This is a genomic window from Kribbella sp. NPDC026596, assembly GCF_040638415.1.
Classification (GTDB): domain Bacteria; phylum Actinomycetota; class Actinomycetes; order Propionibacteriales; family Kribbellaceae; genus Kribbella.
On sequence record NZ_JBEZYF010000011.1, the window covers coordinates 84,680 to 109,825 of the forward strand.

The 25,146-nt window shown below is 68.7% G+C and carries 25 protein-coding genes; 14 read left to right on the forward strand and 11 right to left on the reverse strand.

The annotated features are described in order from the left end of the window. Positions 1-7: 7 nt before the first annotated feature. Positions 8-781 (forward strand): MBL fold metallo-hydrolase, encoded by a 774-nt coding sequence (locus AB0E63_RS11790; RefSeq protein ID WP_360364433.1) that lies wholly within the window; start codon positions 8-10, stop codon positions 779-781. A 163-nt stretch (positions 782-944) separates the two neighbouring features. Continuing rightward, positions 945-1,880: a hypothetical protein gene (locus tag AB0E63_RS11795; protein WP_360364435.1), complete on the forward strand. Its 936-nt coding sequence runs from the start codon at positions 945-947 to the stop codon at positions 1,878-1,880. A 306-nt stretch (positions 1,881-2,186) separates the two neighbouring features. On the opposite strand, the gene AB0E63_RS11800 is transcribed toward AB0E63_RS11795, so the two are convergent. After that, positions 2,187-2,864, reverse strand: a complete 678-nt coding sequence (locus AB0E63_RS11800; RefSeq protein WP_360364437.1) for a Crp/Fnr family transcriptional regulator — start codon at positions 2,862-2,864, stop codon at positions 2,187-2,189. A gap of 133 nt (positions 2,865-2,997) precedes the next feature. On the opposite strand from AB0E63_RS11800, the gene nth reads away from it, so the two are divergent. From nth to AB0E63_RS11820, 4 genes are all read left to right on the forward strand, one after another. Continuing rightward, the gene (nth, locus tag AB0E63_RS11805; RefSeq protein ID WP_360364439.1) at positions 2,998-3,774 is read left to right on the forward strand and encodes an endonuclease III; all 777 of its coding nucleotides are present in this window, start codon (positions 2,998-3,000) and stop codon (positions 3,772-3,774) included. Further along, positions 3,771-4,352: a TlpA disulfide reductase family protein gene (locus AB0E63_RS11810; RefSeq protein ID WP_360364440.1), complete on the forward strand. Its 582-nt coding sequence runs from the start codon at positions 3,771-3,773 to the stop codon at positions 4,350-4,352. Before nth ends, AB0E63_RS11810 begins: the two co-directional genes overlap by 4 nt. Before the next feature lie 118 nt (positions 4,353-4,470). Further along, positions 4,471-5,241, forward strand: coding sequence for a CoA pyrophosphatase (locus AB0E63_RS11815; RefSeq protein WP_360364441.1), 771 nt, complete (start codon positions 4,471-4,473; stop codon positions 5,239-5,241). Continuing rightward, complete coding sequence (locus AB0E63_RS11820) at positions 5,238-6,410, forward strand: MarP family serine protease (protein ID WP_360364442.1); 1,173 nt, start codon at positions 5,238-5,240, stop codon at positions 6,408-6,410. The genes AB0E63_RS11815 and AB0E63_RS11820 overlap by 4 nt, the downstream gene beginning before the upstream one ends. A 46-nt stretch (positions 6,411-6,456) precedes the next feature. On the opposite strand, the gene AB0E63_RS11825 is transcribed toward AB0E63_RS11820, so the two are convergent. From AB0E63_RS11825 to AB0E63_RS11840, 4 genes are all read right to left on the reverse strand, one after another. Beyond that, positions 6,457-7,308 carry an alpha/beta hydrolase gene (locus AB0E63_RS11825; protein ID WP_360364444.1) on the reverse strand — a complete coding sequence of 284 codons (852 nt, stop codon included), beginning with the start codon at positions 7,306-7,308 and terminating at the stop codon, positions 6,457-6,459. Between the two features lie 53 nt (positions 7,309-7,361). Then, positions 7,362-7,805 (reverse strand): phage holin family protein, encoded by a 444-nt coding sequence (locus AB0E63_RS11830; RefSeq protein WP_360364446.1) that lies wholly within the window; start codon positions 7,803-7,805, stop codon positions 7,362-7,364. A gap of 71 nt (positions 7,806-7,876) precedes the next feature. Continuing rightward, complete coding sequence (gene nhaA, locus AB0E63_RS11835) at positions 7,877-9,091, reverse strand: Na+/H+ antiporter NhaA (RefSeq protein WP_360364448.1); 1,215 nt, start codon at positions 9,089-9,091, stop codon at positions 7,877-7,879. A gap of 2 nt (positions 9,092-9,093) precedes the next feature. Next, positions 9,094-10,041: a glutathione S-transferase C-terminal domain-containing protein gene (locus tag AB0E63_RS11840; RefSeq protein WP_360364450.1), complete on the reverse strand. Its 948-nt coding sequence runs from the start codon at positions 10,039-10,041 to the stop codon at positions 9,094-9,096. Between the two features lie 201 nt (positions 10,042-10,242). Here AB0E63_RS11840 and AB0E63_RS11845 point away from each other — a divergent pair, with 201 nt between their 5' ends. Next, positions 10,243-11,001: a GntR family transcriptional regulator gene (locus AB0E63_RS11845; RefSeq protein WP_360364452.1), complete on the forward strand. Its 759-nt coding sequence runs from the start codon at positions 10,243-10,245 to the stop codon at positions 10,999-11,001. Positions 11,002-11,020: 19 nt separating this feature from the next. On the opposite strand, the gene AB0E63_RS11850 is transcribed toward AB0E63_RS11845, so the two are convergent. Then, positions 11,021-11,695, reverse strand: coding sequence for an SIS domain-containing protein (locus AB0E63_RS11850; protein WP_360364454.1), 675 nt, complete (start codon positions 11,693-11,695; stop codon positions 11,021-11,023). A gap of 46 nt (positions 11,696-11,741) precedes the next feature. Then, a complete protein-coding gene (locus AB0E63_RS11855; protein WP_360364456.1) occupies positions 11,742-12,344 on the reverse strand; it encodes an NAD(P)H-binding protein in 603 nt (200 codons plus the stop codon). Positions 12,345-12,417: 73 nt separating this feature from the next. Here AB0E63_RS11855 and AB0E63_RS11860 point away from each other — a divergent pair, with 73 nt between their 5' ends. Both AB0E63_RS11860 and AB0E63_RS11865 read left to right on the forward strand, forming a co-directional pair. After that, the gene (locus tag AB0E63_RS11860; RefSeq protein ID WP_360364457.1) at positions 12,418-12,771 is read left to right on the forward strand and encodes a helix-turn-helix domain-containing protein; all 354 of its coding nucleotides are present in this window, start codon (positions 12,418-12,420) and stop codon (positions 12,769-12,771) included. 27 nt (positions 12,772-12,798) lie between these two features. Further along, the gene (locus AB0E63_RS11865; RefSeq protein ID WP_360364459.1) at positions 12,799-13,242 is read left to right on the forward strand and encodes a MarR family transcriptional regulator; all 444 of its coding nucleotides are present in this window, start codon (positions 12,799-12,801) and stop codon (positions 13,240-13,242) included. A gap of 1 nt (position 13,243) precedes the next feature. On the opposite strand, the gene AB0E63_RS11870 is transcribed toward AB0E63_RS11865, so the two are convergent. Then, the gene (locus AB0E63_RS11870; protein WP_360364461.1) at positions 13,244-13,402 is read right to left on the reverse strand and encodes a hypothetical protein; all 159 of its coding nucleotides are present in this window, start codon (positions 13,400-13,402) and stop codon (positions 13,244-13,246) included. Between the two features lie 243 nt (positions 13,403-13,645). Here AB0E63_RS11870 and acs point away from each other — a divergent pair, with 243 nt between their 5' ends. Further along, positions 13,646-15,580, forward strand: coding sequence for an acetate--CoA ligase (gene acs / locus AB0E63_RS11875; RefSeq protein WP_360364578.1), 1,935 nt, complete (start codon positions 13,646-13,648; stop codon positions 15,578-15,580). A gap of 214 nt (positions 15,581-15,794) precedes the next feature. On the opposite strand, the gene glnII is transcribed toward acs, so the two are convergent. Further along, a complete protein-coding gene (glnII, locus tag AB0E63_RS11880) occupies positions 15,795-16,814 on the reverse strand; it encodes a glutamine synthetase GlnII (protein WP_360364463.1) in 1,020 nt (339 codons plus the stop codon). A 136-nt stretch (positions 16,815-16,950) separates the two neighbouring features. On the opposite strand from glnII, the gene AB0E63_RS11885 reads away from it, so the two are divergent. The 3 genes from AB0E63_RS11885 (at position 16,951) to AB0E63_RS11895 (ending at position 19,802) form a co-directional block, all read left to right on the forward strand. Next, positions 16,951-17,394: a hypothetical protein gene (locus tag AB0E63_RS11885; protein WP_360364465.1), complete on the forward strand. Its 444-nt coding sequence runs from the start codon at positions 16,951-16,953 to the stop codon at positions 17,392-17,394. A gap of 84 nt (positions 17,395-17,478) precedes the next feature. After that, positions 17,479-19,317, forward strand: coding sequence for an asparagine synthase (glutamine-hydrolyzing) (gene asnB / locus AB0E63_RS11890; RefSeq protein ID WP_360364466.1), 1,839 nt, complete (start codon positions 17,479-17,481; stop codon positions 19,315-19,317). A gap of 68 nt (positions 19,318-19,385) precedes the next feature. Next, positions 19,386-19,802, forward strand: a complete 417-nt coding sequence (locus AB0E63_RS11895) for a MarR family transcriptional regulator (protein ID WP_360364468.1) — start codon at positions 19,386-19,388, stop codon at positions 19,800-19,802. A gap of 429 nt (positions 19,803-20,231) precedes the next feature. Here the strand turns inward: AB0E63_RS11895 and AB0E63_RS11900 are convergent, their stop codons facing one another. Both AB0E63_RS11900 and AB0E63_RS11905 read right to left on the reverse strand, forming a co-directional pair. After that, positions 20,232-23,822, reverse strand: coding sequence for a discoidin domain-containing protein (locus tag AB0E63_RS11900; RefSeq protein ID WP_360364470.1), 3,591 nt, complete (start codon positions 23,820-23,822; stop codon positions 20,232-20,234). Between the two features lie 179 nt (positions 23,823-24,001). Then, complete coding sequence (locus AB0E63_RS11905) at positions 24,002-24,433, reverse strand: pyridoxamine 5'-phosphate oxidase (RefSeq protein WP_360364472.1); 432 nt, start codon at positions 24,431-24,433, stop codon at positions 24,002-24,004. Between the two features lie 49 nt (positions 24,434-24,482). Here AB0E63_RS11905 and AB0E63_RS11910 point away from each other — a divergent pair, with 49 nt between their 5' ends. After that, positions 24,483-25,139, forward strand: a complete 657-nt coding sequence (locus tag AB0E63_RS11910) for a helix-turn-helix domain-containing protein (RefSeq protein ID WP_360364474.1) — start codon at positions 24,483-24,485, stop codon at positions 25,137-25,139. Positions 25,140-25,146 lie beyond the last annotated feature (7 nt).

Below are 25,146 nucleotides of genomic sequence, written 5' to 3' on the forward strand. Positions count from 1 at the left end.
AGAACCGATGACCGAACGGATTACCGACCACGCGAGCCGAGTGCTGGCCGCCAACCCCGGTCCGATGACGCTGGAGGGCACCAACACCTGGATCCTCCGCTCCCCGGACGCGGACGTGTCGGTAGTCGTCGATCCCGGGCCGATGCTCGAAGATCACCTCCGCGAGGTCCTGGCGGTCGCGGGCGAGGTTGCCGTCGTACTGCTGACCCACAAGCACCCGGACCACTCCGAGGGCGCCGCGTGGTTCGCCAACCAGGCGGGTTGTGGAGTCCGAGCGGTGGATCCGGCGTACCGCATCCCGACCGACCACGCCCACGGCCTGTCCGAGGGCGACGTGATCACCGCCGGCGGCCTCCGCATCGAGGTCCTCCCCACCCCCGGCCACACCCTGGACTCCGTCTGCTTCTGGCTCCCGCAGGACGGCTCGTTGCTCACCGGCGACACCGTCCTAGGCCGCGGAACCTCCGTCGTAGCCCACCCAGACGGTGCCCTCGGCCCCTACCTGGACTCCCTCGACCGCCTCCTCGCCTTCGCCAACTCCCCAGCCGGCGTAGACCGCCTCCTCCCCGGCCACGGCCCCGTCATCGAGGACCCCTCCGACGTCCTCACCTACTACCTCGACCACCGCCACGAACGCCTGGACCAGGTCCGCGCAGCCCTGGCTGCCGGCCACACCACCCCCGACGCCATCGTCGAACACGTCTACGCCGACGTACCCCACACCCTCTGGCCCGCCGCCAAACGCTCAGTCCAAGCCCAACTCGACTACCTCAACGCTTAGTGGCCGGGGGTTGCCCCCTGAGCCGGAGGGTTGCCCACTGAGAATCTGAGGGGGCAACCCTCCAACTGAGGGGATGCCCACTGAGTTGGAGGGTTCGCGCGGTTATCCACAGGTTGGTGGAAGGCGGCTGCGGGGGACGGGGGTGACGGCTGATGCTTGGCGGGTGAATCGGAAGTTGAAGCTGCTCGCGGAGGGGCAGGGCGGGGTGTACAGCCGTGCGCAGGCCGCGGACTGCGGGTACACGCCAGGCCAGGTCCACGATCGGATCCAGGACGGCCGCTGGGAGCGGATCCGCTACGGGCAGTACGCCGAGGCGGTGGATCTGAGCCACCTCGCTCCCTGGGATCAGCAGGGCGTGAAGCACCGGCGACTCGTCCACGCGGTGATGAACTCGATGCGCCCGGGCACCGTTGCCGTGAGCCACCAGTCGGCGCTCGCGCTGCACGGCGTACCGCTGTGGGGACCGGATCTCGCCGAGGTCCAAGTCAGCCGTCTGGACAAGCACCGCGGTGGCCGGATCGCCGGCGTACGCCACCATCGCGGCAAGCTGACCTCGGCCGACCTGACCGCGCTCGGTGGTCTGACCGTGACCACGGTGCCGCGCGCCTTGTTCGAAATGGCCTGTACGTCGTCCTTCGAGGCGGCCGTGATCAGCGCAGACGCCGTACGGCGTGATCACGCGATCAGCCCGGACGACCTGCAGCGCCTACTGGCGGCGACCGAGTTCTGGCCGGGCAGCGCACGGGCGAGAGCCGCCCTGGATTTCAGTGATCCGTTGTCTGAGTCTGTCGGGGAGTCGCGGTTACGAGTGCTGATGCAGACCCACGGGCTTCCGGTGCCGGTGCTCCAGGTGGTGTTCACCGATGCCGCCGGCTTCGTTGCCCGCGTCGATTTCTACTTCCCAGACCAGCGGACCGTTGTCGAGTTCGACGGGCTGGTCAAGTACGCCGGTGACACGCGCGAGACCCTGATCCGGGAGAAGGTCCGGGAAGACCGCCTGCGCGCACTCGGCCTGCAGGTCGTACGCGTCATCTGGACCGACCTCGATCACCCCAGCCGGGTCGTCGCCCGCATCCGCCAAGCCTTCGCCCGCGCCTGAGCCCGCCCGCGCCCGCCCGCGCCTGAGCTTGCCCGCGCCTGAGCCCGCCCGCGCCTGAGCTCGCCCGCGCCTGAGCTCGCCCGCGCCTGAGCTCGCCCGCGCCTGAGCTTGCCCCCTGAGCTGGAGGGTTGCCCACTGAGAATCTGAGGGGGCAACCCTCCAACTGAGGGGATGCCCACTGAGTTGGAGGGTTCGCCCGGCGGACCGCTCGGCGGCGAGGCCCGGCGGCGAAGCCCGGCGGCGAGGCCTGGCGGCGAGGCCCGCAGGCCTGGCGGGGTGGTTGGGTCGGCCGGGGGGCGGGGTGGGTTAGCGGGCTCGGCGTTGGAGGCGGTCTACGTCCAGGAGGACTACGGAGCGGGGTTCGAGGCGGACCCAGCCTCGGGAGGCGAAGTCGGCGAGGGCCTTGTTGACCGTTTCGCGGGAGGCGCCGACGAGTTGGGCGAGCTCCTCCTGGGTGAGGTCGTGATGGACGTGGACGCCGTCGTCGGCGGTGCGGCCGAAGCGGCTGGCCAGGTCGAGGAGGGCCTTGGCGACCCGGCCCGGTACGTCGGAGAACACCAGGTCGGCGACGACGTCGGAGACCTTGCGCAGCCGGGACGCGAGCTGGAGGAGCAGGCCGCGGGCCACCTCGGGGCGGCCGGCCAGCCAGCGGAGCAGCTCGTCGTGGGTCAGCGACATCAGCGTGGCGTCGGTGACGGCGGTGACGGTCGCGGATCGCGGTCCCGGGTCGAACAGGGACAGCTCGCCGAACATCTGTCCCGGGCCGAGGACGGCGATCAGGTTCTCCCGGCCGTCGGCGGAGGTACGGCCGAGCTTGACCTTGCCCTCCACCACGACGAACAGCCGATCACCGGAATCGCCCTCGTGGAACAGCACCTGGCCGCGGCGCAGCCGGCTCTCGGTCATCGAGGAGGCCAGTGCGTCGGCCGCCTCGTCGTCGAGCTGACTGAACAGCGGTGCCTGTCGGAGCACTGCGGCATCCACTTTGGGCCTCCTAGGACCTTCGACCACGACTGCGGGCGGGGGATCGACCCCGTCCGGCACCGGGTCGTTCACACCCGGTTGCCCCAAAACCGTAGCCCCTCCGGTGTCGGCGCCGCCACGTAGGCTGGCCTCCATGCCATCCCAGCGTGTCGCGGACCCCCTTCCCGGGCCCGTCTCAGTGGTGCCCCTGAAGCTGCCCCGCAAGGCCCCGGTCTTCGTCGACGAGACGCCGACCCAGCTGGTCCGGCGGGCCCGGAAGATGCACAAGGTGCTCACCGAGACGTATCCGGACGCTCACTGCGAGCTGGACTTCACCAGCCCGCTCGAGTTGCTGGTGGCCACCATCCTGTCGGCCCAGACCACCGACGTGACGGTGAACAGGGTGACCCCGACCCTGTTCGCGAAGTATCCGACCGCGAGTGCGTACGCCGAGGCCGACCGGGAGGAGATGGAGGCGATCCTGAAGCCGACCGGCTTCTTCCGGGCCAAGACCAACAGCGTGATCAAGCTCGGCCAGGCCCTCGTCGACGAGTACGACGGCGTCGTGCCGAACAAGCTGGAGGAGCTGGTCAAGCTCCCCGGCACCGGCCGCAAGACCGCGAACGTCGTCCTCGGCAACGCCTTCGGCATCCCGGGCATCACGGTCGACACGCACTTCGGCCGGCTGGTCCGCCGGTTCGGCTGGACGACCGAGGAGGACCCGGTCAAGGTCGAGCACCTCATCGGTGCGCTGTTCCCGAAGAAGGACTGGACGATGCTGTCGCACCGGCTGATCTTCCACGGCCGCCGCCGCTGTCACGCCAAGAAGCCGGCCTGCGGCGCGTGCCCGGTGGCCCAGTGGTGCCCGTCGTACGGCACCGGCCCGACCGACCCCGAGGCCGCCGCGAAGCTGGTGAAGGTCCCGGCGTGAAGTTCCGTACGGCGCTGTGCACGATCAGCTGGCTCGTCGCCGGACTGGTCCTGGCGTCGTGTGGATCCGAACAGCCCGGCCAGAGCACGTCGACCACCGGGACAACGGTTGCCGGAGCGGACAAGCTGACGGCCTGCCCGTCGACCCCGTCGAAACCACCGGTCACCAACGGCCTGCCCGACGTCAGCCTGCCCTGTCTGGGCAACGGACCGGATATCCGGCTCGCGGACCTGCGCGGTCCGCTCGTCATCAACGTGTGGGCCCAGTGGTGCGGGCCCTGCCGTGACGAAGCGCCGTACCTGGCGAAGCTGGCGAAGTCGGGCAAGGTGCGGATGCTGGGGATCGACTACGCCGACCCGCGGCCGGAGCTCGCGGTGCGGTTCGCGACCGACGAAGGTCTCGCCTACCCGCACCTGGTCGATCAGGACAAGGCGATCCAGGGGCCGTTGAAGGTGGGCGGGCCGCCGTTGACGGCGTTCGTGGACGCCGACGGCGCCGTCTTCGTGCACCGCGGTGTGCTGACCTCGCAAGAGCAACTCGACCAGCTGGTGAAGGACAAGCTGGGGGTAACGCTGTGACTGTGCTCTTGGCCGGGCCTTCGGCGCCGGCGTGGTCATGGGGCTTTGTCTCCCGGCCTTCCCTCGTCGCTCCAGTCGCTGCGCTCCCTGCGCTCCTCAGTCCAGGCCGGGAGGCCCCATGACCTTCGACGGTGTGGAGATCCCGGAGTGGCTGAAGCAGCTGGCGAAGGCGTCCGAGGAAGTTGATCCGAACCAGTTGTCGCGGTTCCTGCCGCCCGACGATCCGTCCGTGCGGCAGTCCGCCGTACTGATCTTGCTTGCCGATGGCAACGACGGGCCGGAGGTGCTGCTGACCGAGCGGGCGTGGACGTTGCGCAAGCACGCCGGGCAGATGGCGTTCCCCGGTGGTGGGGTCGATCCGGAGGACGGCAGCGGCGACGAGGGGCTGGTGCGGACCGCGTTGCGTGAGGCTGAGGAGGAGACCGGGCTCGATCCGGCCGGCGTCGTACCGTTCGCGGTCTGGCCGGCCCTGTGGGTGCCGGTCAGCAACTTCGGCGTGTCGCCGGTGCTGGCGTGGTGGCGGGAGCCGTCGCCGGTCGCGGTGGTCGACCCGGCCGAGGTCGCGTCGGTGCACACCGTGTCGGTACGCGCGCTGGCCGACCCGGCGAACCGGATCAGCTGCCTGCACCCGTCCGGATTCAGCGGGCCGGCGTTCACCATCGGCGATCTCTACATCTGGGGCTTCACCGCCGGCTTGCTGGACAAAATGCTTGTGCTCGGCGGGTGGGCGCGCGACTGGGACCCCTCGATCGTCGTACCGTTGCCCGACCGACTGGTCGAGGCGGCCTGGCGGAGCGAGGGACGGCGGCCGGAGGATGTGCGGCGGCTGACCGCCATCGAGCACGACCTGGGCCACCGGGAACGGGACGAGTCGGAAGGTGTGGAGTGAGCAAGCTCGACTGGGCACTCCTGATCGTCACCTTGCTGGTGGCCATCTCGGGGTACATCGAGGGGTTCGTCCTGGGCGCCTGTGCCACCATCGGCCTGCTCGGCGGTGCCGCCATCGGGGTCTGGGGCGTGCCGCGGGTGCTGGACAACTTCTCGCCGAGCGTGTCGGTGTCGTTCGCCGCCCTGGTGCTTGTGGTCCTGCTGGCCTCGATAGGCCGCACGCTGGGCGCCGTCGTCGGGTCCAGAGTCAGGAACAGACTGTCCTGGCGGCCGGTGAAATTCCTCGACGCCCTCGGTGGTGCCGCGCTGGCGGCGGTCTCCGTGCTCATCGTGTCTTGGGTGCTCGGCGTCGCGGTGAGCGGTGCGCGGATCCCGAGCGTGACCTCGGCGGTGCGCGGCTCCCAGGTGCTGGCGAAGGTCGACGAGGTGCTGCCGAGCAGCGCCGACCGGGCGCTGCAGTCGTTCAACGATGTGGTCAACACCGATCTGTTCCCGCGCTTCCTCGACCCGTTCGTGCCGGAGCGGATCCGCGAGACGCAGCCGCCGGACAGCGCGATCGCCCGGCAGCCGCTGGTCCGGACGGCGTACACGCGGATCGCCAAGGTCACCGGGGTCGCCAGTTGCTCGCGCGGTCTCGAGGGCAGTGGGTTCGTCTACGCACCGCAGCGGGTGATGACGAACGCGCATGTGGTCGCGGGCGTGAGCTCGCCGCAGGTCGAGGTCAACGGGAAGAAGTACGACGCGACCGTCGTCCTGTTCGATCCCGAGGTCGACATCGCCGTGCTGTACGTGCCCAAGCTGACCGAAAAGCCGCTGGACTTCGACTTCACCGGTAAGGCCGACGACCCGAGCGTCGTCCTCGGCTACCCGGAGAACGGCCCGTTCGACTCCGAGCCGGCCCGGATCCGGTCCGAGGAACGGCTCCGCGGTCCGGACATCTACGGCGACCGTACGGTCACGCGCGAAGCCTTCTCGATCTGGGCCTCGGTCCGCCCCGGCAACTCCGGCGGCCCGCTGCTGTCGTCCAAGGGCACTGTGTACGGCGTGGTCTTCGCCGCCTCGGTCGAGGACAACCGCACCGGCTACGTCCTCACCGCCGAACAGGTCTCCGACGACGCCAAGGACGGCTCCACCGCAACCCAGGAAGTCTCCACCCAGTCCTGCACCTAGGTGGTGGTTCTGGTCGATGAGTGCCTCCAGCAACCAAACCCCGCCGCTACGGTCCGACAGACCGCAGCCAGTCGACCACCAGGTTGTTGAACAGGACTGGCGCCTCCTCGTGGGGGAAATGGCCGGCCGGGGTGATGAGCTCGTGGCGGAGGGGGGCCGTGACCAGGTCCGGCGGGGTGGTCGCGGTGGGGGAGACGGCCGAGTCCTGGGCGCCGTGGATCTGCAGTACGGGTACGGCGATCGGCGTACGCATCGTGGCTGAGTACTTGCGGCCGTCGGGGCGGAGCCGGGACCGGGCGAACCACCGGTGGTACTCGAGTGCGCAGTGTGGAGCCGGCCAGACCTGCAGCGCCGAGCGGTAGCGGCGGGACGCCTCGGCGTCCGGGAACGTACCGCCCGGGGCGGACCAGGCGCGCAGGAGGCCTTCGATGTGGGCTCCGTCGTTGGCCAGGAGCCGGCGCTCCGGGAGGATCGGAAGCTGGAACCACGCAGTGCGGGTCAGCGCCTTGGTCTGACCGGAGCGGGCCAGCAGCAACGGATGTGGTGCCGAGACAGCCGCCAGCCCGCGGACCTGCCGGGGTGCGAGTACGGCGGCCGACCAGCCGATGAATCCGCCCCAGCCGTGCCCGACCACGACGGCATCCGCGGCGCCCAGCGATCGGATCACGCCGGAGACGTCAGCGGCCGCCGTGTAGGGGTCGTAACCGCGGGGCGTCTTGTCGCTGGCGCCGTACCCGCGCAGATCCATGGCAACGGCGCGGTAGCCGGCCGCGGCGACCACTGGCAGCTGGTGCCGCCAGGCCCACCAGAACTCGGGGAAGCCGTGCAGGAAGAGGACGAGCGGATCGTCCGCGGCGCCGCACTCGGCGACGTGGAAGCGTGCCCCGTTGGCCGCCACCAACGAGTGTGACCAGGGCCCGTCGACCAGCAGGTCGACGACGCCCGCCGGGCTCAGCGCCGTACGCCCGAGGCGGGCCTGGCCTCGATGGCGTCCTCCTGGTCGCCCTTGCCGATCGCCTTGAGCGCCTCGACGGACTCCTTCGAGGTCTCGATCGTGCGCTCCGGGCCCTTCGCGCCGCGCAGCGCCCGCCTCCCGATGAACACCAGCACGGCCGCGATCAGCAGGTAGACGCCGGACACGATCAGGAACGCGATGGCCGGGTGCAGCCCGGCCGCGGTGAGCCCGAACGCCGCGGCGATGGACAGCAGGATGATCACCAGCAGGACCAGGAAGGCCGCTCCGGCGAACATCCCGGCTCCGGTCCCGGCGGCGATGGCCGTTTTCTTCAGCTCGGTCTTGGCGAGCTCTACCTCACCGCGGACCAGATTGGACAGGTCCTTGCTGGCATTCGCGACGAGCTGGCCGACCGTGGGCTCGTCCCCGTTCTGCCCCATCGACATGGCACTCCTTCCACACGTCCGTCCCCCGACACTACCGCCGCGGCTCCCCAACCCCCTGCATCTGGCTAATCGGCGTACGCGCGGTTCCGCCGAGCCAGCAGCAGTGTGGCGATCAGCGCGGCGAGCACCGAAGCGATCAGGACGGCGGCCTTGCCGCGTTCCACCTGCGCGACGTCGCCCTCGAACGCCAGTTGTGCGATCAGCAGCGCGACCGTGAACCCGATGCCGGCCAGCACCGACACCGCGCCGACATCACGCCAGGCGAGGTCGGAGTTCAGCTCCGCCCGGGTGAAGCGGGCCGTCAGCCACGACCCGCCGAACACCCCGATCGTCTTGCCGAACAACAGCCCCGCGACCACGCCGATCGCGACCGGGTCGGTCAACATCGCCCGTACGGCGTTCCCGCCCAGCGTCACGCCCGCCGCGAACAAGGCGAACAGAGGTACGGCGACACCCGCGGACCAGGGCCGGAGCCGGTGCTCGATCCGCTCGGCCGGCGCGTGCTCCTCACCGGGATCGGCGACCACCCGGGTCACCAGGCCGAGAGCGACACCGGCGATCGTCGGGTGGATCCCCGACTCATACATGAACCACCACGCACCGATGGCGACCGGGATGTACAGGAACGGCGTACGCACGCGGCGGTGCTGCAGGAGATACCAGACCGCGATCAAGGCGGCCGCGGCGAGCAGCGAGAGCAGGTGGAAGCCATGCGAGAAGAACACCGCGATCACCAGGATGGCGCCGAAGTCGTCGACCACGGCCAGCGTGAGCAGGAACGCCCGCAGCGCGCTCGGCAGCGACGACCCGACGATCGCCAGTACGGCGAGCGCGAACGCGATGTCCGTCGCCGTCGGCACCGCCCACCCGTGCGGCCGTCCGTGATGGGCGGTCAGGTTCACCACCAGGTAGATGATTGCCGGGAGCACCATTCCGGCGATCGCCGCGACCACCGGCACGACCGCCTCGGTCAGCTTCGACAGCGTGCCGACCACGAGCTCACGCTTCAGCTCGACACCGGCCAGGTAGAAGAACAACGTCAGTGCGCCGTCCGAAGCCCAGCCCTCGAGCGTGAGCGGCCCGAGCTGGGTGGCACGCAGATGCTCGTAAGCGTCCTGCCACGGAGAGTTGGCCCAGGCCAGCGCCACCACAGCCGCGGCGAGCAACAGCAGCCCACCGGTCGTCTCGGCCCGCAGCGTGTCGGCGAGAAAGGCGCGCTCGCGGCCGAGGATCCGGGGAAACGCACGCTTCTTCTGCCTGATCCGAGGGCGCTGACTCATGATCAGGTAGTCCAGACGCGGGGGTCCGGGCCCTTGGGGACGATGCCGGTGGGATTGATGGTGTCGTGGGTGACGTAGTAGTGCCGCTTGATCTGGTCGAAGTCGACGGTCTCGCCGAAGGACGGGAGCTGGTAGAGGCGGCGGGCATAGGCCCACAGATGCGGGAACTCGGTGAGCTTCTGCCGGTTGCACTTGAAGTGATTGTGGTAGACCGCGTCGAAGCGGACCAGGGTGGTGAAGAGCCGGATGTCGACCTCGCGCAGCGTGTCACCCAGCAGGTACGCGCGGTCGGCCAGCCGTTCCTCGAGGACGTCGAGGCGCTCGAACAGAGCGTCGTACGACTCCTCGTAGGCCTCCTGGGTGGTCGCGAAGCCGCAGCGGTAGACGCCGTTGTTCACGTCCCGGTAGATGTCCTCGATCAACGTGTCCATCTCGGCCCGGTCGGCCGGGATCAGCTGCGGCGCGTCGGGGCGGTGGAACTCGGCCCACTCGGTCGACAGGTCCAGGGTGATCTGCGGGTAGTCGTTCGTGACCACCAGCCCGGTCAGCGTGTCGATGATCGCGGGCACCGTGACGCGTCCGTCGTACGACGCGTCCGTACGGCGGTATGCCTCGGACAGGAACTCGATCCCGAGCACCGGGTCGCGACCGTCCGGGTCCAAGGTGAATCGCCAGCCGCGCTCGTCGCGGATCGGGTCGACGATCGCCTGACTGATCGCGTCCTCCAGCCCGAGCAGCCGGCGCACGATGACCGAGCGGTGCGCCCACGGACAGGCCAGGCTGACCACCAACCGGTACCGGCCCGGCTCGACCGGCCAATGGCCCCGATCGTCCGGGCCCTCGCCGGGACCTGACCGCGAGTCGCGGGTGATCCGGCCGGTGAATCGGTTGCCCTGCCGCTTCCATTCGCCCGTCGGTGAGCTCTCCTGCACGAACTGTCCGCGAGTCATAGCGGTAAAACTACCCCCGGCCGAGATTGTGGGAGCTTACTGGCCGTGAGGTGACGGCAGCCGTTACAGTCAGGCTGACAAGGTACTTCGGAACAGTGGTGTTCCGGCGGCCACACAGCACGGAGAAGATCAGGAGTACGACCGCGGCTCGCGTCCCCCGGCAACCGGTTTGCCGGGCACATTCCCAGGGATACTGACTTCATGGCCCGCCCACGGAACAACCCAGGCGATCTCGCCGAGCTCCCCACAGAGCTGCGGACCGATCGGCCGAAGGGTGACCAGATCCGCGAGATTCTGGAGAACCTCACTCGCTCGCTGACGGTCGGCACCGTGCTGCCCTCGGAGCGGGTCCTGGCCGAGCGCTTCGGGGTGGCCCGGATGACCGTGCGGCAGGAAGTGGACCGGGTGGTGGCCGAGGGTCTGGCCGCGCGTCGCCCCGGCGGCGGCACGTTCGTCGCCGAGCCCCGGCCGTCGCGGATGCTCGCGTCGTCGTTCAGCCAGGACATGATCCAGCGCGGCATCAAGCCCGGCGCGAAGGTGCTCGAGCGCCGCGTCGGCGCGGCCGACGAGGACCTGGCCCGCGAGCTGGAGGAGCCGGTCGGCACCCCGGTGTTCCACCTGGTCCGGCTGCGCACCGCCGACGGCGAGCCGATGGCGATCGAGCGCACCTCGCTGTCCCTGAACCGCTACCCCGGCCTCGACGAGGTCGACTTCGAGGAGAACTCGCTGTACACCGAGCTGTCCTCGCGCTGGGGCGTCACCCTGGGAATGGTCTCCGCCTCGATCGTCGCCGCCCCACCCGAGCCGGGCGACGCCGAGCTGCTGGAGATCGACTCCACCACGCCCTGCCTGATCATCACCTCGGCCCCGCGCACCGCCTCCGGCGAGGTCATCGAATTCGGCCGCTCCATCTACCGCTCCGACCGCTACGACATAACCGTCGCCTACCGAGCCACGTAAAAGTACTGGGGAAGAAGTACTAGACGTTCAGGCTCCGGAGGACGTTTGGGGTTTCGCCGCGGGCGGCCAGGCGGGTGACGATCTCTACGGTGAGGGCTTGGAGTAGTAGGGCACCGGCCATGGTTGAGGTGGCTCCGGTGCGTTCGGGGCTGCCGGGGACTTCGATGAGGGCGTCGCCGGGGACGCCGCAGTTGTCGATGACCACGTCGGCGGTTTCGAACAACCGCTGACCACCGGGTGCTCGTGGGGTGGTCGACGTACTCTGCGCCATCGACGTCAGCGCGATCACCTGTGCACCCCGCTTGCGGGCGCCGAGGGCGAACTCCACGGGTACGGCGTTCCGCCCCGAGTTCGACGCGATCAGTACGACGTCGCCCGCGGCGATCCCGTTGGTCTCCAGCAGTACGTCGGCCAGCCCGGGCAACCGTTCGAGCAGCGAACTCTTCTGCAACCCCTCGTGCAGCATCAGCCCGGGTTCGAGCACCGCCCGTACGTCGGCCAGCCCGCCGGCGCGCCCGTACAGCTCCTCCGCGAGCGTGTGGCTGTGCCCGGTCCCGAACACCCAGAACTGCTTCCCGGCGGCCAGCGCATCCACCACCAGCGCGGCCGCCACCCGGAGGGCCCCGAGCTGCGTCTCCGCCGCCCGCTGCGCAACCTCCAACGCCTGCTGCAAGTACCCCTCGGCCCCAGCCATAGCGCCGAACCTACCGCCCCGCTGACGCCACCCGCGAGCACCCCGGCTAGACCACTACACCGATCGCCGCGCGGTGATGGGCGGGTTGGTCCACCTCATCCACGAGCGCGATCGCGAGGTCGGCGTACGAGATCAGCCCGCCGGCATCCCCCGGTACGACGCGGTAGCCGCCGGACCGCGTCGGGTCGGCATGGTTGAAGTCGCCGGCCGGTGCCACCGACACCCAATCGAGCGTCGACGCCGCAAAGGTATCCAGTGCCGCTTGATGAGCGAGGTAGAAGGACCGGTACTCCTGCGGATAACCAGGCCCGTCCATCAACGGCGTGCCGTCCGCGGTGGGAAGAATGGAGGCCAGCCCGACCCAGACCAGACGGCCGACACCAGCCTTCTCCAGCCCGTCGACGAGAGCCCGAGACGCCGCCGGAAAGAACACACCCGGCTCGGTGCCACCGTCGTACACAGCCGCGATCACAGCGTCGTGGTCCAAAGCCAAGTCGGCGATCCGCTCCGCATCCGTCACGTCACCCGTCACCATGTCGGCCACCGGCGTACGCGCGGCAGACGTCACCTCATGGCCGCGCCGCCGCGCCTCCTCCACCGCCGCCCGGCCGGCGCGCCCGCGGGCACCGATGACCAGAATCTTGCTCACTGCAACCTCCTCGAATAGCTGATGCGGCGACAGTAGGAGGCAGGCTGGTTACCGATTGGATACCGTGAAAGCCATGGAGGCCTTGCGGACGGACATGTTCGAGGAGATCTGCCCGTCGACTCTGCTGCCGTTCCGGATCGGCGGGGACAAGTGGGCCGGGCTGGTGATCCGCTGCCTCGAGGACGGGCCGCGGCGGTTCTCCGAACTGCGGGTGCCGTTGGCGCGGGTCAGTCCGAAGGTACTCACGCAGTCGCTTCGCACCCTGGAGCGCGACGGCTTCGTACGCCGTACCGCGCACACCGAGCCGGTACGACGCGTGACGTACGAGCTCACCGACCTCGGCCGGAGCCTGCTCGAGCCGATGCGGGTGGTCTGCGAGTGGACGGCGGAGCACTGGGACGAGCTGCTCGACGCGCGGGAATCGTAGGACCTGCCAACGGATAGACTACGGACTGTGGACGATCAGACGCCGAGTGTCTTGACGCAGTTGCCGAGCTGGTTGCTGACACAGAGCGCGACACAGGCGCATCGGGTCATCAGCGAGACGTTCGCCGCGGGCGGCGCGCGGGCCTACCATTTCCGGTTGCTGGCGACGCTGGTCGAGTTCGGCCCGGCCAGCCAGGCGGCGCTCGGCCGGCGCAGCTCCATCGACCGCAGCGATGTGGTTGCCGCCCTCAACGAACTGGCCGCCGACGCGTACGTCGAGCGGACGCCGGACCCGGACGACGGACGCCGCAACATCATCAGGATCACCACGGCGGGCCGCCGGCACTACAGGCGCCTGACCACCCTGGTCACCAGGGCTCAGGACGAGATCTTCGCCCCGCTCTCACCCACCGACCGCACCCGCCTGGTCACGCTCCTCGGCCGCCTCCTGGACCACCATCAGGCGGAGTGACCTACCAGGTCGGGAGCTGGGACCGGGCCGCCTTCTGAGTCCGCCGTACGCGGTACTCGCGGGCGTGCACCCGGCGCCGCGCGGCGCGGGAGATCTTCCGCGACTCTCCCTCGGAAGCAGTCGGCTCGGAGAGCTGGGGGTTAGGCTGCGTCGGATTCACGACCACTCCGATGCGCGGGCCTTGGGAAAGGTTCCCACTGGCCCGTCCAACCCGGAATTGGTCCTGTTCGGCGCAGATCGAGGGCTGCTCGGCGATACGCCGGTTCCCGTGCCGGGGTCTGCGTTGGTAGAAAGGTAACCGGCGCTCCAGCGCGCCGAAAGCCAGCGAGGAGGAGTCGTCGACGTGACGAATGCAGAGTCACCCCAGTCCGAGACCGCCCAGTCGGAGGCATTGTCGAACCTGATGCACGAGGAGCGCAGGTTCGAACCACCGGCCGAGCTGGCCGCGAACGCGAACCTCAAGGCCGATGCCTACGAGCGCGCCGCCGCCGACTTCGAGGGGTTCTGGACCGAGCAGGCCAAGCGGCTGACCTGGGCCACCGAACCGACCGAGACGCTGGACTGGAGCAACCCGCCGTTCGCCAAGTGGTACGCCGACGGCAAGCTGAACGCGGCGTACAACTGCGTCGACCGGCACGTCGAGAACGGTCTGGGCGACAAGGTCGCCTACTACTTCGAAGGCGAGCCCGGGGACACCCGGGAGATCACCTACGCCCAGCTCAAGGACCAGGTCAGCCAGGCCGCGAACGCGCTGCTCGAGCTGAACGTCCAGGCCGGCGAGATCGTCGCGATCTACATGCCGATGATCCCCGAGACGGTCGTGGCGATGCTCGCCTGCGCCCGGATCGGCGCCCCGCACACGGTCGTCTTCGGCGGCTTCTCCTCCGAGGCGCTGAAGGACCGGATCCTCGACTGCGACGCGCGGGTCGTGATCACCTCCGACGGCGGCTACCGCCGGGGCGCGGCTGCGGCGCTGAAGCCCGCGGTGGACGCCGCGCTGGTGGACTGCCCGGACGTCCGCAACGTGCTCGTGGTGAAGCGCACCGGCCAGGAGACCGCCATCGTCGAGGGCCGCGACCTGTGGTGGGAGGACTTCGTCGGCAAGCAGTCGACCGAGCACACGCCCGAGGCCTTCGACGCCGAGCACCCGCTCTACGTGATGTACACGTCCGGCAGCACGGGCAAGCCGAAGGGCATCCTGCACACGACCGGCGGCTACCTGGTCGGTACGTCGTACACCCAGTGGGGCGTGTTCGACCTCAAGCCGGACACCGACGTCTACTGGACCGCCGCCGACATCGGCTGGGTCACCGGCCACAGCTACATCGTGTACGGCGCTCTCGCGAACGCGACCACCTCCGTGCTGTACGAAGGCACCCCTGACACTCCGCACCAGGGCCGCTGGTGGGAGATCATCCAGAAGTACAAGGTCTCGATCCTGTACTGCGCGCCGACCGCGATCCGCACGTTCATGAAGTGGGGCTCCGACATCCCGGCGAAGTTCGACCTGTCCTCGCTGCGGGTGATCGGGTCGGTCGGCGAGCCGATCAACCCGGAGGCCTACGTCTGGTACCGCGAGCACATCGGCGGGAACAACGCGCCGGTCGTGGACACCTGGTGGCAGACCGAGACCGGGATGCACATGATCTCGCCGCTGCCGGGCGTGACCGCGGGCAAGCCGGGTGCCGCGATGAAGGCGATCCCGGGTGTCAGCGTGGACGTCGTCGACGACGCGGGCAAGTCGGTGCCGGACGGTTCCGGCGGCTACCTGGTCATCACCAAGCCGTGGCCGGCCATGCTGCGCACGCTGTGGGGCGACGACCAGCGGTTCGTCGACACCTACTGGTCCCGCTGGGATGGCATGTACTTCGCCGGTGACGGTGCGAAGAAGGACGAGGACGGCGACCTGTGGCTCCTCGGCCGCGTCGACGACGTGATGAACGTGTCCGGCCACCGGCTCTCCACCACCGAGATCGAGTCCGCGCTCGTGTCGCACCCGAAGGTCGCCGAGGCCGCCGTCGTCGGCGCGTCCGACCCGACCACCGGCCAGGCGATCGCCGCCTTCGTCATCCTGCGCTCCGAGGCCGGCGACGGCGGTCCTGACGTCGTCCAGGAACTCCGCAACCACGTCGCCAAGGAAATCGGCCCGATCGCCAAGCCCCGCCAGATCATGGTCGTCGCCGAACTCCCCAAGACCCGCTCCGGCAAGATCATGCGCCGCCTCCTCCGCGACGTCGCCGAGAACCGCGAGGTGGGCGACGTCACCACCCTCGCCGACTCCACCGTCATGGACCTCATCAAAACCAACCTGGAATCCGGCAAATCCGACGAGGAGTGACCTACCAACAGAACCCCCGGCCCGGCCGGGGGTTCTGTTGTTCCATCCCACGCCTGCTACGCAGACACTCCATCGTCGCGCCTGCTATGCCCGCTCCCGCCCACCCGTATCCGCGCGCTACCGCGCTTCATCGACCGCAGTGTGGTCCCGGGGGTGATGGTGTTTCAGCCTCACGGGGTCGGTGTGGGCCTGCCGCTCGCGTGGTTTCGGGCGGCTAGACCTGGCCGGCCTTCTCCAGGGCGGTGCAGCAGGTGTTTACCAGCAGGCGCGTGACGTTGTACGGGTCGATGTTGGCGTTGGGACGACGGTCTTCGATGTAGCCCTTTTTGTCGACCTCTACCTGCCAGGGGATGCGGACCGAGGCGCCGCGGTCGGAGACGCCGTAGCTGTAGACGTCGTGCGGGGCGGTCTCGTGGGCGCCGGTGAGGCGTTCCTCGATCCCGTCGCCGTAGCCGGCGATGTGTTCCTCGACCTTGCCGGGGGCACCCAGGGACTCGCACGCAGTGATGATCGCGTCGTAGCCCTCGCGCATCGCCTTGGTGGAGAAGTTGGTGTGCGCGCCGGCACCGTTCCAGTCGCCCTTGGCCGGCTTGGCGTCCAGGGTCGCGGCGACGTCGTACTCCTCGGCGATCCGGTAGAGCAGCCAGCGCGCCACCCACAGGTGGTCGGCGACCTCGACCGAGCCGGCCGGGCCGATCTGGAACTCCCACTGGCCGGGCATGACCTCGGCGTTGATGCCGGAGATCTTCAGGCCCGCGTCGATACAGGCGTCCAGGTGCTTCTCGACGATCTCGCGGCCGAAGACCTCGTCGGCGCCGACACCGCAGTAGTACGGGCCCTGCGGGGCGGGGAAGCCGACGGCCGGGAAGCCGAGCGGGCGGCCCTCCTGGAAGAAGGTGTATTCCTGCTCGATGCCGAACCAGGACTCCTGCTCGGAGAACTGTTCGGCGATCGGGAGGAGCTTGGCCCGGTTGTTGGTCGGGTGCGGCGTGCCGTCGACCAGGTAGACCTCACACAGCACCAGCTTGTGATCGCCGCCGCGGATCGGGTCGGGGCAGGAGAAGACCGGCTTGAGCACGCAGTCCGAGTTGTCACCGGGCGCCTGGTTGGTGCTCGAACCGTCGAAGCCCCATTCCAGCAGCTCCGCGCCGTCGGCGAGGATCCGCGTCTTCGAGCGCAGCCGCGCGCTCGGCTCGGTACCGTCGATCCAGATGTACTCGGCTTTGTAGGTCACGTCTGCCCCTTCGTCGCGGCCGTTCCCTCAGGTGTTCCTGCAACGGCCGCCACTGACATTGTCAATCGGTCATTTCGGTCCTGTTGCTCGTTTGTGACGGGCGTGTTAACCGCCTTGTGACCTAGAGTTCCCTGGCGTGACGACGACGGTGCTGGCGATCATCCACGCGGGACTCGCGGCGGCCTGGGTCGGCGGGATGGCGTACTCGCTGCTCGTCGTCCAGCCCAAGCTCAAGAGGTACTTCGGCCCCGATCAGGAGGGCCGTGAAGCGCTGACCACGGTGATTGCCTCAGGCAACCGCTGGAAGGTGGTCGGCCTGATCGTGGCGATCACCGTCACCGGCCTCGGGCTTCTCGCGATCACCCACGCGCACTGGTGGATCCACGCGCTGAAGGGATTCCTGTTGCTCTGCGCAACCGGCATCTTCTGGTACGTCTCCTGGCGGCACTGGCCGAGCCGGGTGTTCGCTACCGCGGCCGAGCTCCCGGCGCTGCAACGCCGGCTGATCCTGCTTGCGAGCACGATGCTCGGGCTCACCGGACTCGCGTTCGCGCTGGGCGTTCTCGCCGTACAGCTCTGAAAGGTTGGTCACTCAAACGAGTGTTGTGATCACTCATCGCCAGAAATACATTGGAAGCGAATGTATCTCCGGAGAGGAGCGACCATGTGTGGCATCACCGGATGGGTGGCCTACCGGCACGATCTGGCGACTGAGCAGGACGTAGTCGACGCGATGACCGAGACGATGTCGTGTCGCGGACCGGACGCACGGGGCACCTGGTTCGCCCCGCACGTCGCCCTCGGGCACCGAAGACTCGCCGTCATCGACCTCCCCGGCGGCGAGCAGCCGATGACCACCGAGGTCACCTCCGAAGGCCGCACGATCACCCTCGGCATGGTCTACAGCGGCGAGGTCTACAACTACACCGAGCTGCGCGACGAGCTACGCCGCCGCGGTCACCGGTTCAGCACGGACTCGGACACCGAGGTCGTGCTACGCGCGTACGCCGAGTGGGGTATGGCGTTCGCCGAGCGGCTGAACGGGATGTACGCGCTGGCCATCTGGGACCCGCGGCTCGAGACCCTGGTGATGGTCCGCGACCGGATGGGCATCAAGCCGTTCTTCTACTACCCGACCGCCGACGGTGTGCTGTTCGGGTCCGAACCGAAGGCGATCCTCGCGAACCCCGCCGTACCGGCCGTGGTCGAGGCAGCCGGCCTGCGCGAGCTCCTCACGGTGTCGAAGACGCCGGGGCACTCGCTCTGGGCCGGGATGTACGAGGTCGAGCCGGGTACGGTCGTCACCGTCGACCGCGCCGGCCTCCACACCAGCCGGTACTGGCGTTTGGAGACGAAGGAGCACACCGACGATCAGGACACGTCGGTGGCACATGTCCGTGAGCTTCTCGACGACATCACGCGCCACCAGCTGATTGCCGACGTACCGCGCTGTGTGCTGTTGTCGGGCGGTCTCGACTCCAGTGCGATCACGGCGCTCGCGGCCGGTCAGCTGGCCGAGGAGGGGCGCAAGGTCCGCAGCTTCTCGGTCGATTTCACCGGCCAGGACGAGAACTTCCAGCCCTCCGAGCTCCGGATGACCCCGGATACGCCGTACGTGCACGACGTCGCGGACATGGTCCACTCGCAGCACTCAGACATCGTGCTGGACAACTCCGCGCTGACCGATCCGGAGATCCGGCGCAAGGTGATCTGGGCGAACGACGCACCGCTTGGAGGGGACATCTTCAGCTCGCTGTACTTGCTGTTCTCCGCCATCCGCGAGCAGTCCACGGTCGCACTGTCGGGTGAGTCGGCGGACGAGGTCTTCGGCGGCTATCTGTGGTTCCACGACGCCGAGGTGCGGAAGCGGGAGATGTTCCCGTGGATCGCCTACATGGCGTCGCGACGGGAGGTCGGGCAGGTCAGCGTGCTGCGCCGGGATGTGCTGAAGCGGCTCGACCTGGGTGGTCATCTGAGAGATCGGTACGCCGACGCCGTCCGCGAGGTCGAGCGGTTGGACGGGGAGTCCGACGACGAATGGGAGATGCGGAAGATCTGCTACCTGCACCTGACCCGGTTCGTGCGGATCCTGCTGGATCGCAAGGACCGGATGAGTATGGCGGTCGGGCTGGAGGTGCGGGTGCCGTTCTGCGATCACCGGCTGGTCGAGTACGTGTACAACACGCCGTGGTCGCTCAAGACGTTCGACGGCAAGGAGAAGAGCCTGCTCCGGGCCGCGACCCGGGACGTGCTGCCGGAGTCGGTCGCCGAGCGGAAGAAGTCGCCGTACCCGCAGACGCAGGATCCGGCGTACGTCGAAGCTCTCGCCGGTCAGGTCCGTGGGCTGCTGGCCGACCACCACGCGGTTTTCGACCTGGTCGACCGGAAGTCGGCCGAATCGCTCACCCGGGCGGCCGACGGTACCGCCCGGCGACACCTGGAGCAGACGCTGTCGCTGGCGACCTGGCTGGACCTCTACCACCCGGACATCCGACTCAACTGAAGCTTCGGCGGTAGGAACTATTTGCCCGCCTGTGCCAGGATGGCGCTTCCCCTCGGAGGTGATCGCGAATGGCTCAGGAAACCCTGCAACTGCTGGTGAGCATGCACCGGATCGTCCGGCACCTGCGCCGGAGCAGGACCACCGCGGTCCTGCACCCGACGCAGTTCCTGGCGCTGATGCTGGTCGCCGACGAGCAACCGATCCGGATCGGCGAGATCGCCGCCCGGGTGCCGTGCTCGCAGCCCACCGCAACGACCACGGTCGCCTCCCTCGAGGAGGCCGGCCTGGTCCGCCGCGAGCCCGACCCCGTGGACGGCCGCGCCACTGCGGTCGTCCTGACCGACGCCGGCGCCGCCACCGTCGAAGCCTCCGGCCGCCAAGCAGCCGAAGAACTCGGCAAACTCCTCCGCCGCCTCGACCCCGCCGACCAAGCCCTGGTCCTCAAAGCCGGCGAAGCCCTCGCCCGAATCGCCGACGACCTCTGATCCGGGGCAACCTGGGGCAGCTCTCAAAAGGCCCTCCGCGAACCACCAACACCCGCTACAGTTGAGAATGCCGAGGGACACGAGTCCCCCGGAAGTGAACCCGGCAGCCCTCCGGACGGTGGACGAGCCGGGTTTCGCGCTGTCAGGGCTCCCTGAGCTGGCAGAACGAAGCGATCGCCTGCTTCCAGGCGCCGCCACGAGCCCAACTCCAGGCGATGGCATCAGGGATCCACAGCAGTGGGTCGGCCACGAGCAGATGAAACCCGCGATGACGGCGAGGATCTGCTTGCGACGTGCGGGCCGCTCGTGGTTGAAGTGCAATCGTTCCTGTCCCGGCAACAGGAGACCTCTGAGCGACTTGCGATTGACGGCGGGGGCAGATGGAGAAGCCGCCGGAGGGGTGCTCCGGCGGCTTCGGTTGGCTGAGTGTTAGTTGCGGGTGATGGTGAAGGTTGTGGTGGTGTTGCGGATGTCGGTGGTGTTGTTGGTCAGGGTGAGGTTGTTGAAGGTGACGGCGCCTCGGGCCGGGCCCTCGCCTGGTTCGGGGAGTTCGTTGGCCCAGATGCCGAAGCCGGACCTGGTGTCGAAGGAGTCGCCGGACTTGCGCGCTCCGGACACCGTGGTGTTGGTGAAGATGGTGTCGGCGACCGGGAACAGCGGGCTGCCGCCGACGTAGTCGGTCTGGAACATGATCCCGGCGTACGTCGGATCGACGACATCGAGATCGCTGACCCGAATCCCCTGGAACACCTTCGTGGCGGAGTAGATCCACACCGCGGGGAAGGTCTGGTTACCCCAGAAGTGCCCGCCGGACCGCACCACCGACGCGTTCTCGAACCGGGTCGGCGGAGTCGCGCCGAAGCCGTTCATCGGGATGCCGAAGTCGAGTGAGCTGATCGTGATGCCGGGATAGGTGAGCATGTCCGCGGCGTACAGGTTGCGGAACACGTTGTTCGTCCCGCCGTACACCGCGAACCCGGCGGCCCGCCAGGTCAGCGTCGCGGACAGGTTCTCGAAGACGTTGTCCCGGACCTCCCCACCACCGTTGTCGGTGGCGTTGAAGAGCGCGAAACTGTCGTCGCCGGTGGACCGGGCGTCGTTGTTGCTGACCGTGTTGCCGGCCGACCCGTTGGTCATGTTGATGCCGTCGGCAAACGAGTCCCGGATCCGCGAGTTCTTGATCACCGAGTTGTCGGTGTTCGCGCCCCAGTACAGGCACATCTGGTGCTCGGCCCAGACGTTGTCGATGGTCATGTTCGAGGTGTTCGCGAAGTTGAACACCTTGCCCGGGCCGTCGTTGCGGCTGTCGTAGTTGCCGAAGTACGAGAACCCGCTGAACGTCGACCCGTTCGCCGACGGCTGCGCGTCGAACCCGACATCGGTGTTCGACTGGTTCTGCGGTGCGACGAACCGCGTGAACCACGGCCCGGCGCCGACGACGCGAATCGCCTTGCCGGACACGGTGAACTTCGACGACGTCTGGTACTCACCCGCCGGCAGGTACACACCCTGCAGCGAGTTGTCCTGCCGCACCCGGTCGAGCGCGTTCTGCACGTCCTGGTGGGTGAACCCGGCCGGCGTCACGAATCCGGCGCCCGGGTTCCCGAGCGGCGTCGCCGCCTCGGTGTCGACGAAGTCGATCGAGTACGTCGTACCGTTCGCCGGATCCTTCTGCAGCCGGATCTTCGTCCCGGCCGGGAACGTCGAGTCGAGCATGATGCCGGCCTCGTCGTAGATGTGCCGGGCCGGTCCGGAACCGGGCGAGTTGTTCGGTGAAGCCTCCGCGCCGTACAGCCAGGAGTACTTCGAGGTCAGCGGCAATGCCTTGTGGAAGCTGCCGTTCACATAGACGTTGATCGACGACGTCTGACCGCCGCCGCCCGCCGAGTCCGGGATGGAGAACCGGGTGACGAGCGTGTTCGTGCTGGCCCGGGTGGTGAACTCGACGTACGAACCATTCGAGTTCAGCGTCACCGCGCGCCGGCCGGACGCTTCACCGGCCAGGTCGCCGATGGTGCGGTTCGGACCGATCACGGAAGCGCCGCCGCCGACCGAGGCGTCCTCGGCCTCCAGGTGGTCGTACGGCATGTTCGCGCCGCGGCCCACGAAGAACGGCCGCTCGATGGTGTTGTTCGTCCGCTTGACCGGCAGTTCGTTCGCGTCATCCGCGAGTACGACGCGGACCGTGTAGCGGCCGTTCGCCGCCGTCCAGTTGCCGAGGGCAACAGCGGACGTGGTCGCACCGGCTGCGATCGCGCCGTTGTAGGTCCCCGTCAGCGTCGTGACCACCGACGACCCGTTCAGCACCGTCAACGTGATCCCGTGCGCGCCGGCCGCAGAGGCAACGCTGCCTTGGTTCTTGAGCGCCACCGAGAAGGCGACCGAGTTCCCAGCCGCCGGGTTGTTCGGTGTCCAGTTGACCGCTGCCGCGACCAGGTCCGAGCTGGCGACCGGTGTCACGACCAGCGGGCCGGATGCGTTCGCGGCGTTGTTCGCGTCGTTCTGCTCGATCACCGTGTTCGACTCGTCGACCTTCGCGCCCAGGGCATAGCTGCCCGCGTCCCGGGTGCCGATCGCTGCGGTGACCGTGGTCGACGCGCCGGCCGCGATCGCGCCGACAGCCGCCGTACCGACCTTGGTCTCGCCGAGGTAGAAGTTGACGTCCGTCGCCGGCGAGCCCGCCGTGCCGCCGTTGTTCACCGTCGCCCGGAGCGTGATCGTGTCGGTCTCGACCGGCGAGGTCGGTGTCCACGAGACGTTCGAGAGGGTGAGATCCGGGTTCGGCGCCGGCACCCCCATCACCTGCAGTTCCGCGACCTGGCCGGCGGGGGCGCCGGTGTTCGCGGTGAAGTTCAGCCGTACCTCGGCCACCCGCGCGCTGACCGGGATCGTCACGCTGTTCCCGCTCGCCGGGCTGAAGTTGTACGACGCACTCGGCACGATCGTGGTGAACCCGGACGCGCTCTGCTCCCGGCCGAGGATCGAGAACGTCTGCGTCCGAGGTCCCCAGGCCGAGTCCGGGTTGAGCCGGATCACGATCGAGCTGAGGTCCGCGTTCGAGCCGAGCTGCGTGGTCAGCGTGGCCGGGTTGGCGTTGCCCTCCCAGTAGGTCGTCACGTTGTCGTCGTTCGCGTTGGCCGGAACGAAGACGTGCACGTAGCCGGACGCGTCGATCGGCTTACCGAGCGCGAGGTTGCTACCAGGTCCGCTGCTGCCGTTCCGGCTCACCGTGTTGCTGTTGGCCGATTGGTTGCCAGCGGCATCCTTCGCGCGGACGAAGTACGAGATCGTCGTGCTGGCCGGCTGGTTGTCGGTGTAACTCAGCACGTTGCCGGCCAGGCTGGTCCGCAGTTGGCCGTTGGCATAGACGTCGTACCCGGTGACTCCGACGTTGTCCGTGGAGGCGGTCCAGGTGAGCCGGATCTGGCCGGCGCCGGGTTCGGTGAGAGCCAGGTTGCCCGGGGCGGTGGGAGCCTGGGTGTCACCGGTCGCCGGGCCGTAGACCTCGAGCTCGGACAGTTGCCCGGCCGGCCAGCCGGTGTTCGCCGTGATCCGGATGCGGACGAACCGCGTGGTCGCGGTGCCGTAGTCGATGGTCACCGTGTTGCTCGGTGGGGTGAACGCGCGCACGGCCGACGCGGACAGGTCGCTGAAGTTCTGCCCGTCGGTGCTGCCCTGGACCGCGAGGGTCTGGTCGCGGGCACCCCAGTTCGCGGTCGGCAGCTTGAGCACGACCTGGCTGGTCGCGACCGACGAGCCGAGGTCGACCTGGACCCACTGCGGGAACGCGTTGTTGGCGCTCTCCCAGTAGGTGCCCTGGTCGCCGTCGGTCACGTTCGACGCGCCGTAGGTCTGGGTGACGGTGCTGGCCGACGCGGCCTTGCCCGTGGCGAGGTTGGGTCCGGCCAGTACGGCGGCCGCCGCGGTGCCGGCCGGGGTCGGGTGGACGAGCGGGCTCGCCGCGAGCGCGAGACTCGCGGCGAGCAAGGCGGTTGGCAGCCGCCACTTCGGGATTCGCATGGCCTCTCCTAGGGGGCGGGGGTGAGGACGCAGAGAGATAGCCGCGCTGTGCCGTCAAGAACAAGGAAGTCGGAAACTTGCTTAGATCTTGCTCGTTTCTTGCGCAGCGCTGGCTCATTGTTACGGCATGGCTACGCGAGCGTCAACGGTTCGTGACGCGTGGTGGGGCTTTGAAGGGGTCAGGAGTAGTCGGCGGAGAACCAGCGCGCCGGGGTGAAACTGAAGAAGACGATGGTGCTGTCCGGGTTGTCGACCTCGGCGTGGGCGAACTGCTGCGCGGCCTCCTCCGGCATGTACCGGCGCACGATCGTCAGCATCTGCTCGACCGTCGGCCGGCTCACCGAGTCCAGCGTCGCCTCGACCGCGACGTACTTCGCCGGCCAACTCTCCTCCTGGACCAGGAACGTGACCACGCCCGCCGCCTTGATCGCCTCGGCCCGAGCCGTCGTCCGCCCCTGAGTGTTGGTGAACATCGTCAGTGCGCCGCCCGGCTCGTACGCGTAGAACGTCGGCACAGTGGTCGGCGGCAACCCGTCGGGCCGCCCCACGCTCACCACCCCGACGTGCTGACCGGCCAGAAACTCCGCACGCCACTGCTGCTTCGTCGTCATGAAGCAAGCTTGCAAAAAACAAGTAGACTCTGTCAAGTAGACTGGGGTCATGACGTCGAAGACCTACGGGCAGCACTGCGGTGTCGCCCGGGCGCTCGAGCTCGTCGGAGAGCGCTGGGCGTTGCTGATCGTGCGCGACCTGCTCGTCGGTCCGAAGCGGTACACGGATCTGCGCGCGGGCCTGCCGAAGATCCCGACCAACGTCCTGGCGACCCGGCTCAAGGAGCTCGAGAGCGCCGGCCTTGTCGAGCGCCGGGTGCAGCCGCGTCCGTCGGGCGCGATCGTTTACGAGCTCACGCCGTACGGGCTGGACCTGGAAGACGTCGTACTCGCGCTCGGCCGGTGGGGAGCGCGGTCACTCGGGGAGCTCCGGCCGGGCGAGATCGCGACGCCGGACTCGCTGGTGATGGCGCTGCGGTCGACGTACCACCCGCCGAAGCGTGGGGTTGGAAAGCTCGCCTACGAGCTGCGCTTCGGTGACATCGTCGTACATGCGCTCTGCTCGGGTCCGACGCTCACGGCGGCGCCAGGACCGTTCCCCGAGCCCGCGCCGGCCAACGTGGTCGTTGTCGAGGCGATGGCGCCGCTGACGCCGTTGCTGACGGGTACGATCGATGGGGCGAAAGCACGCGCCGACGGGATCGCCGGCCGGCAGGCGAGCGCCGCGGAGCTGGATGTGTTCGCGACGATCTTCCGGATCAACTGACGAAGGG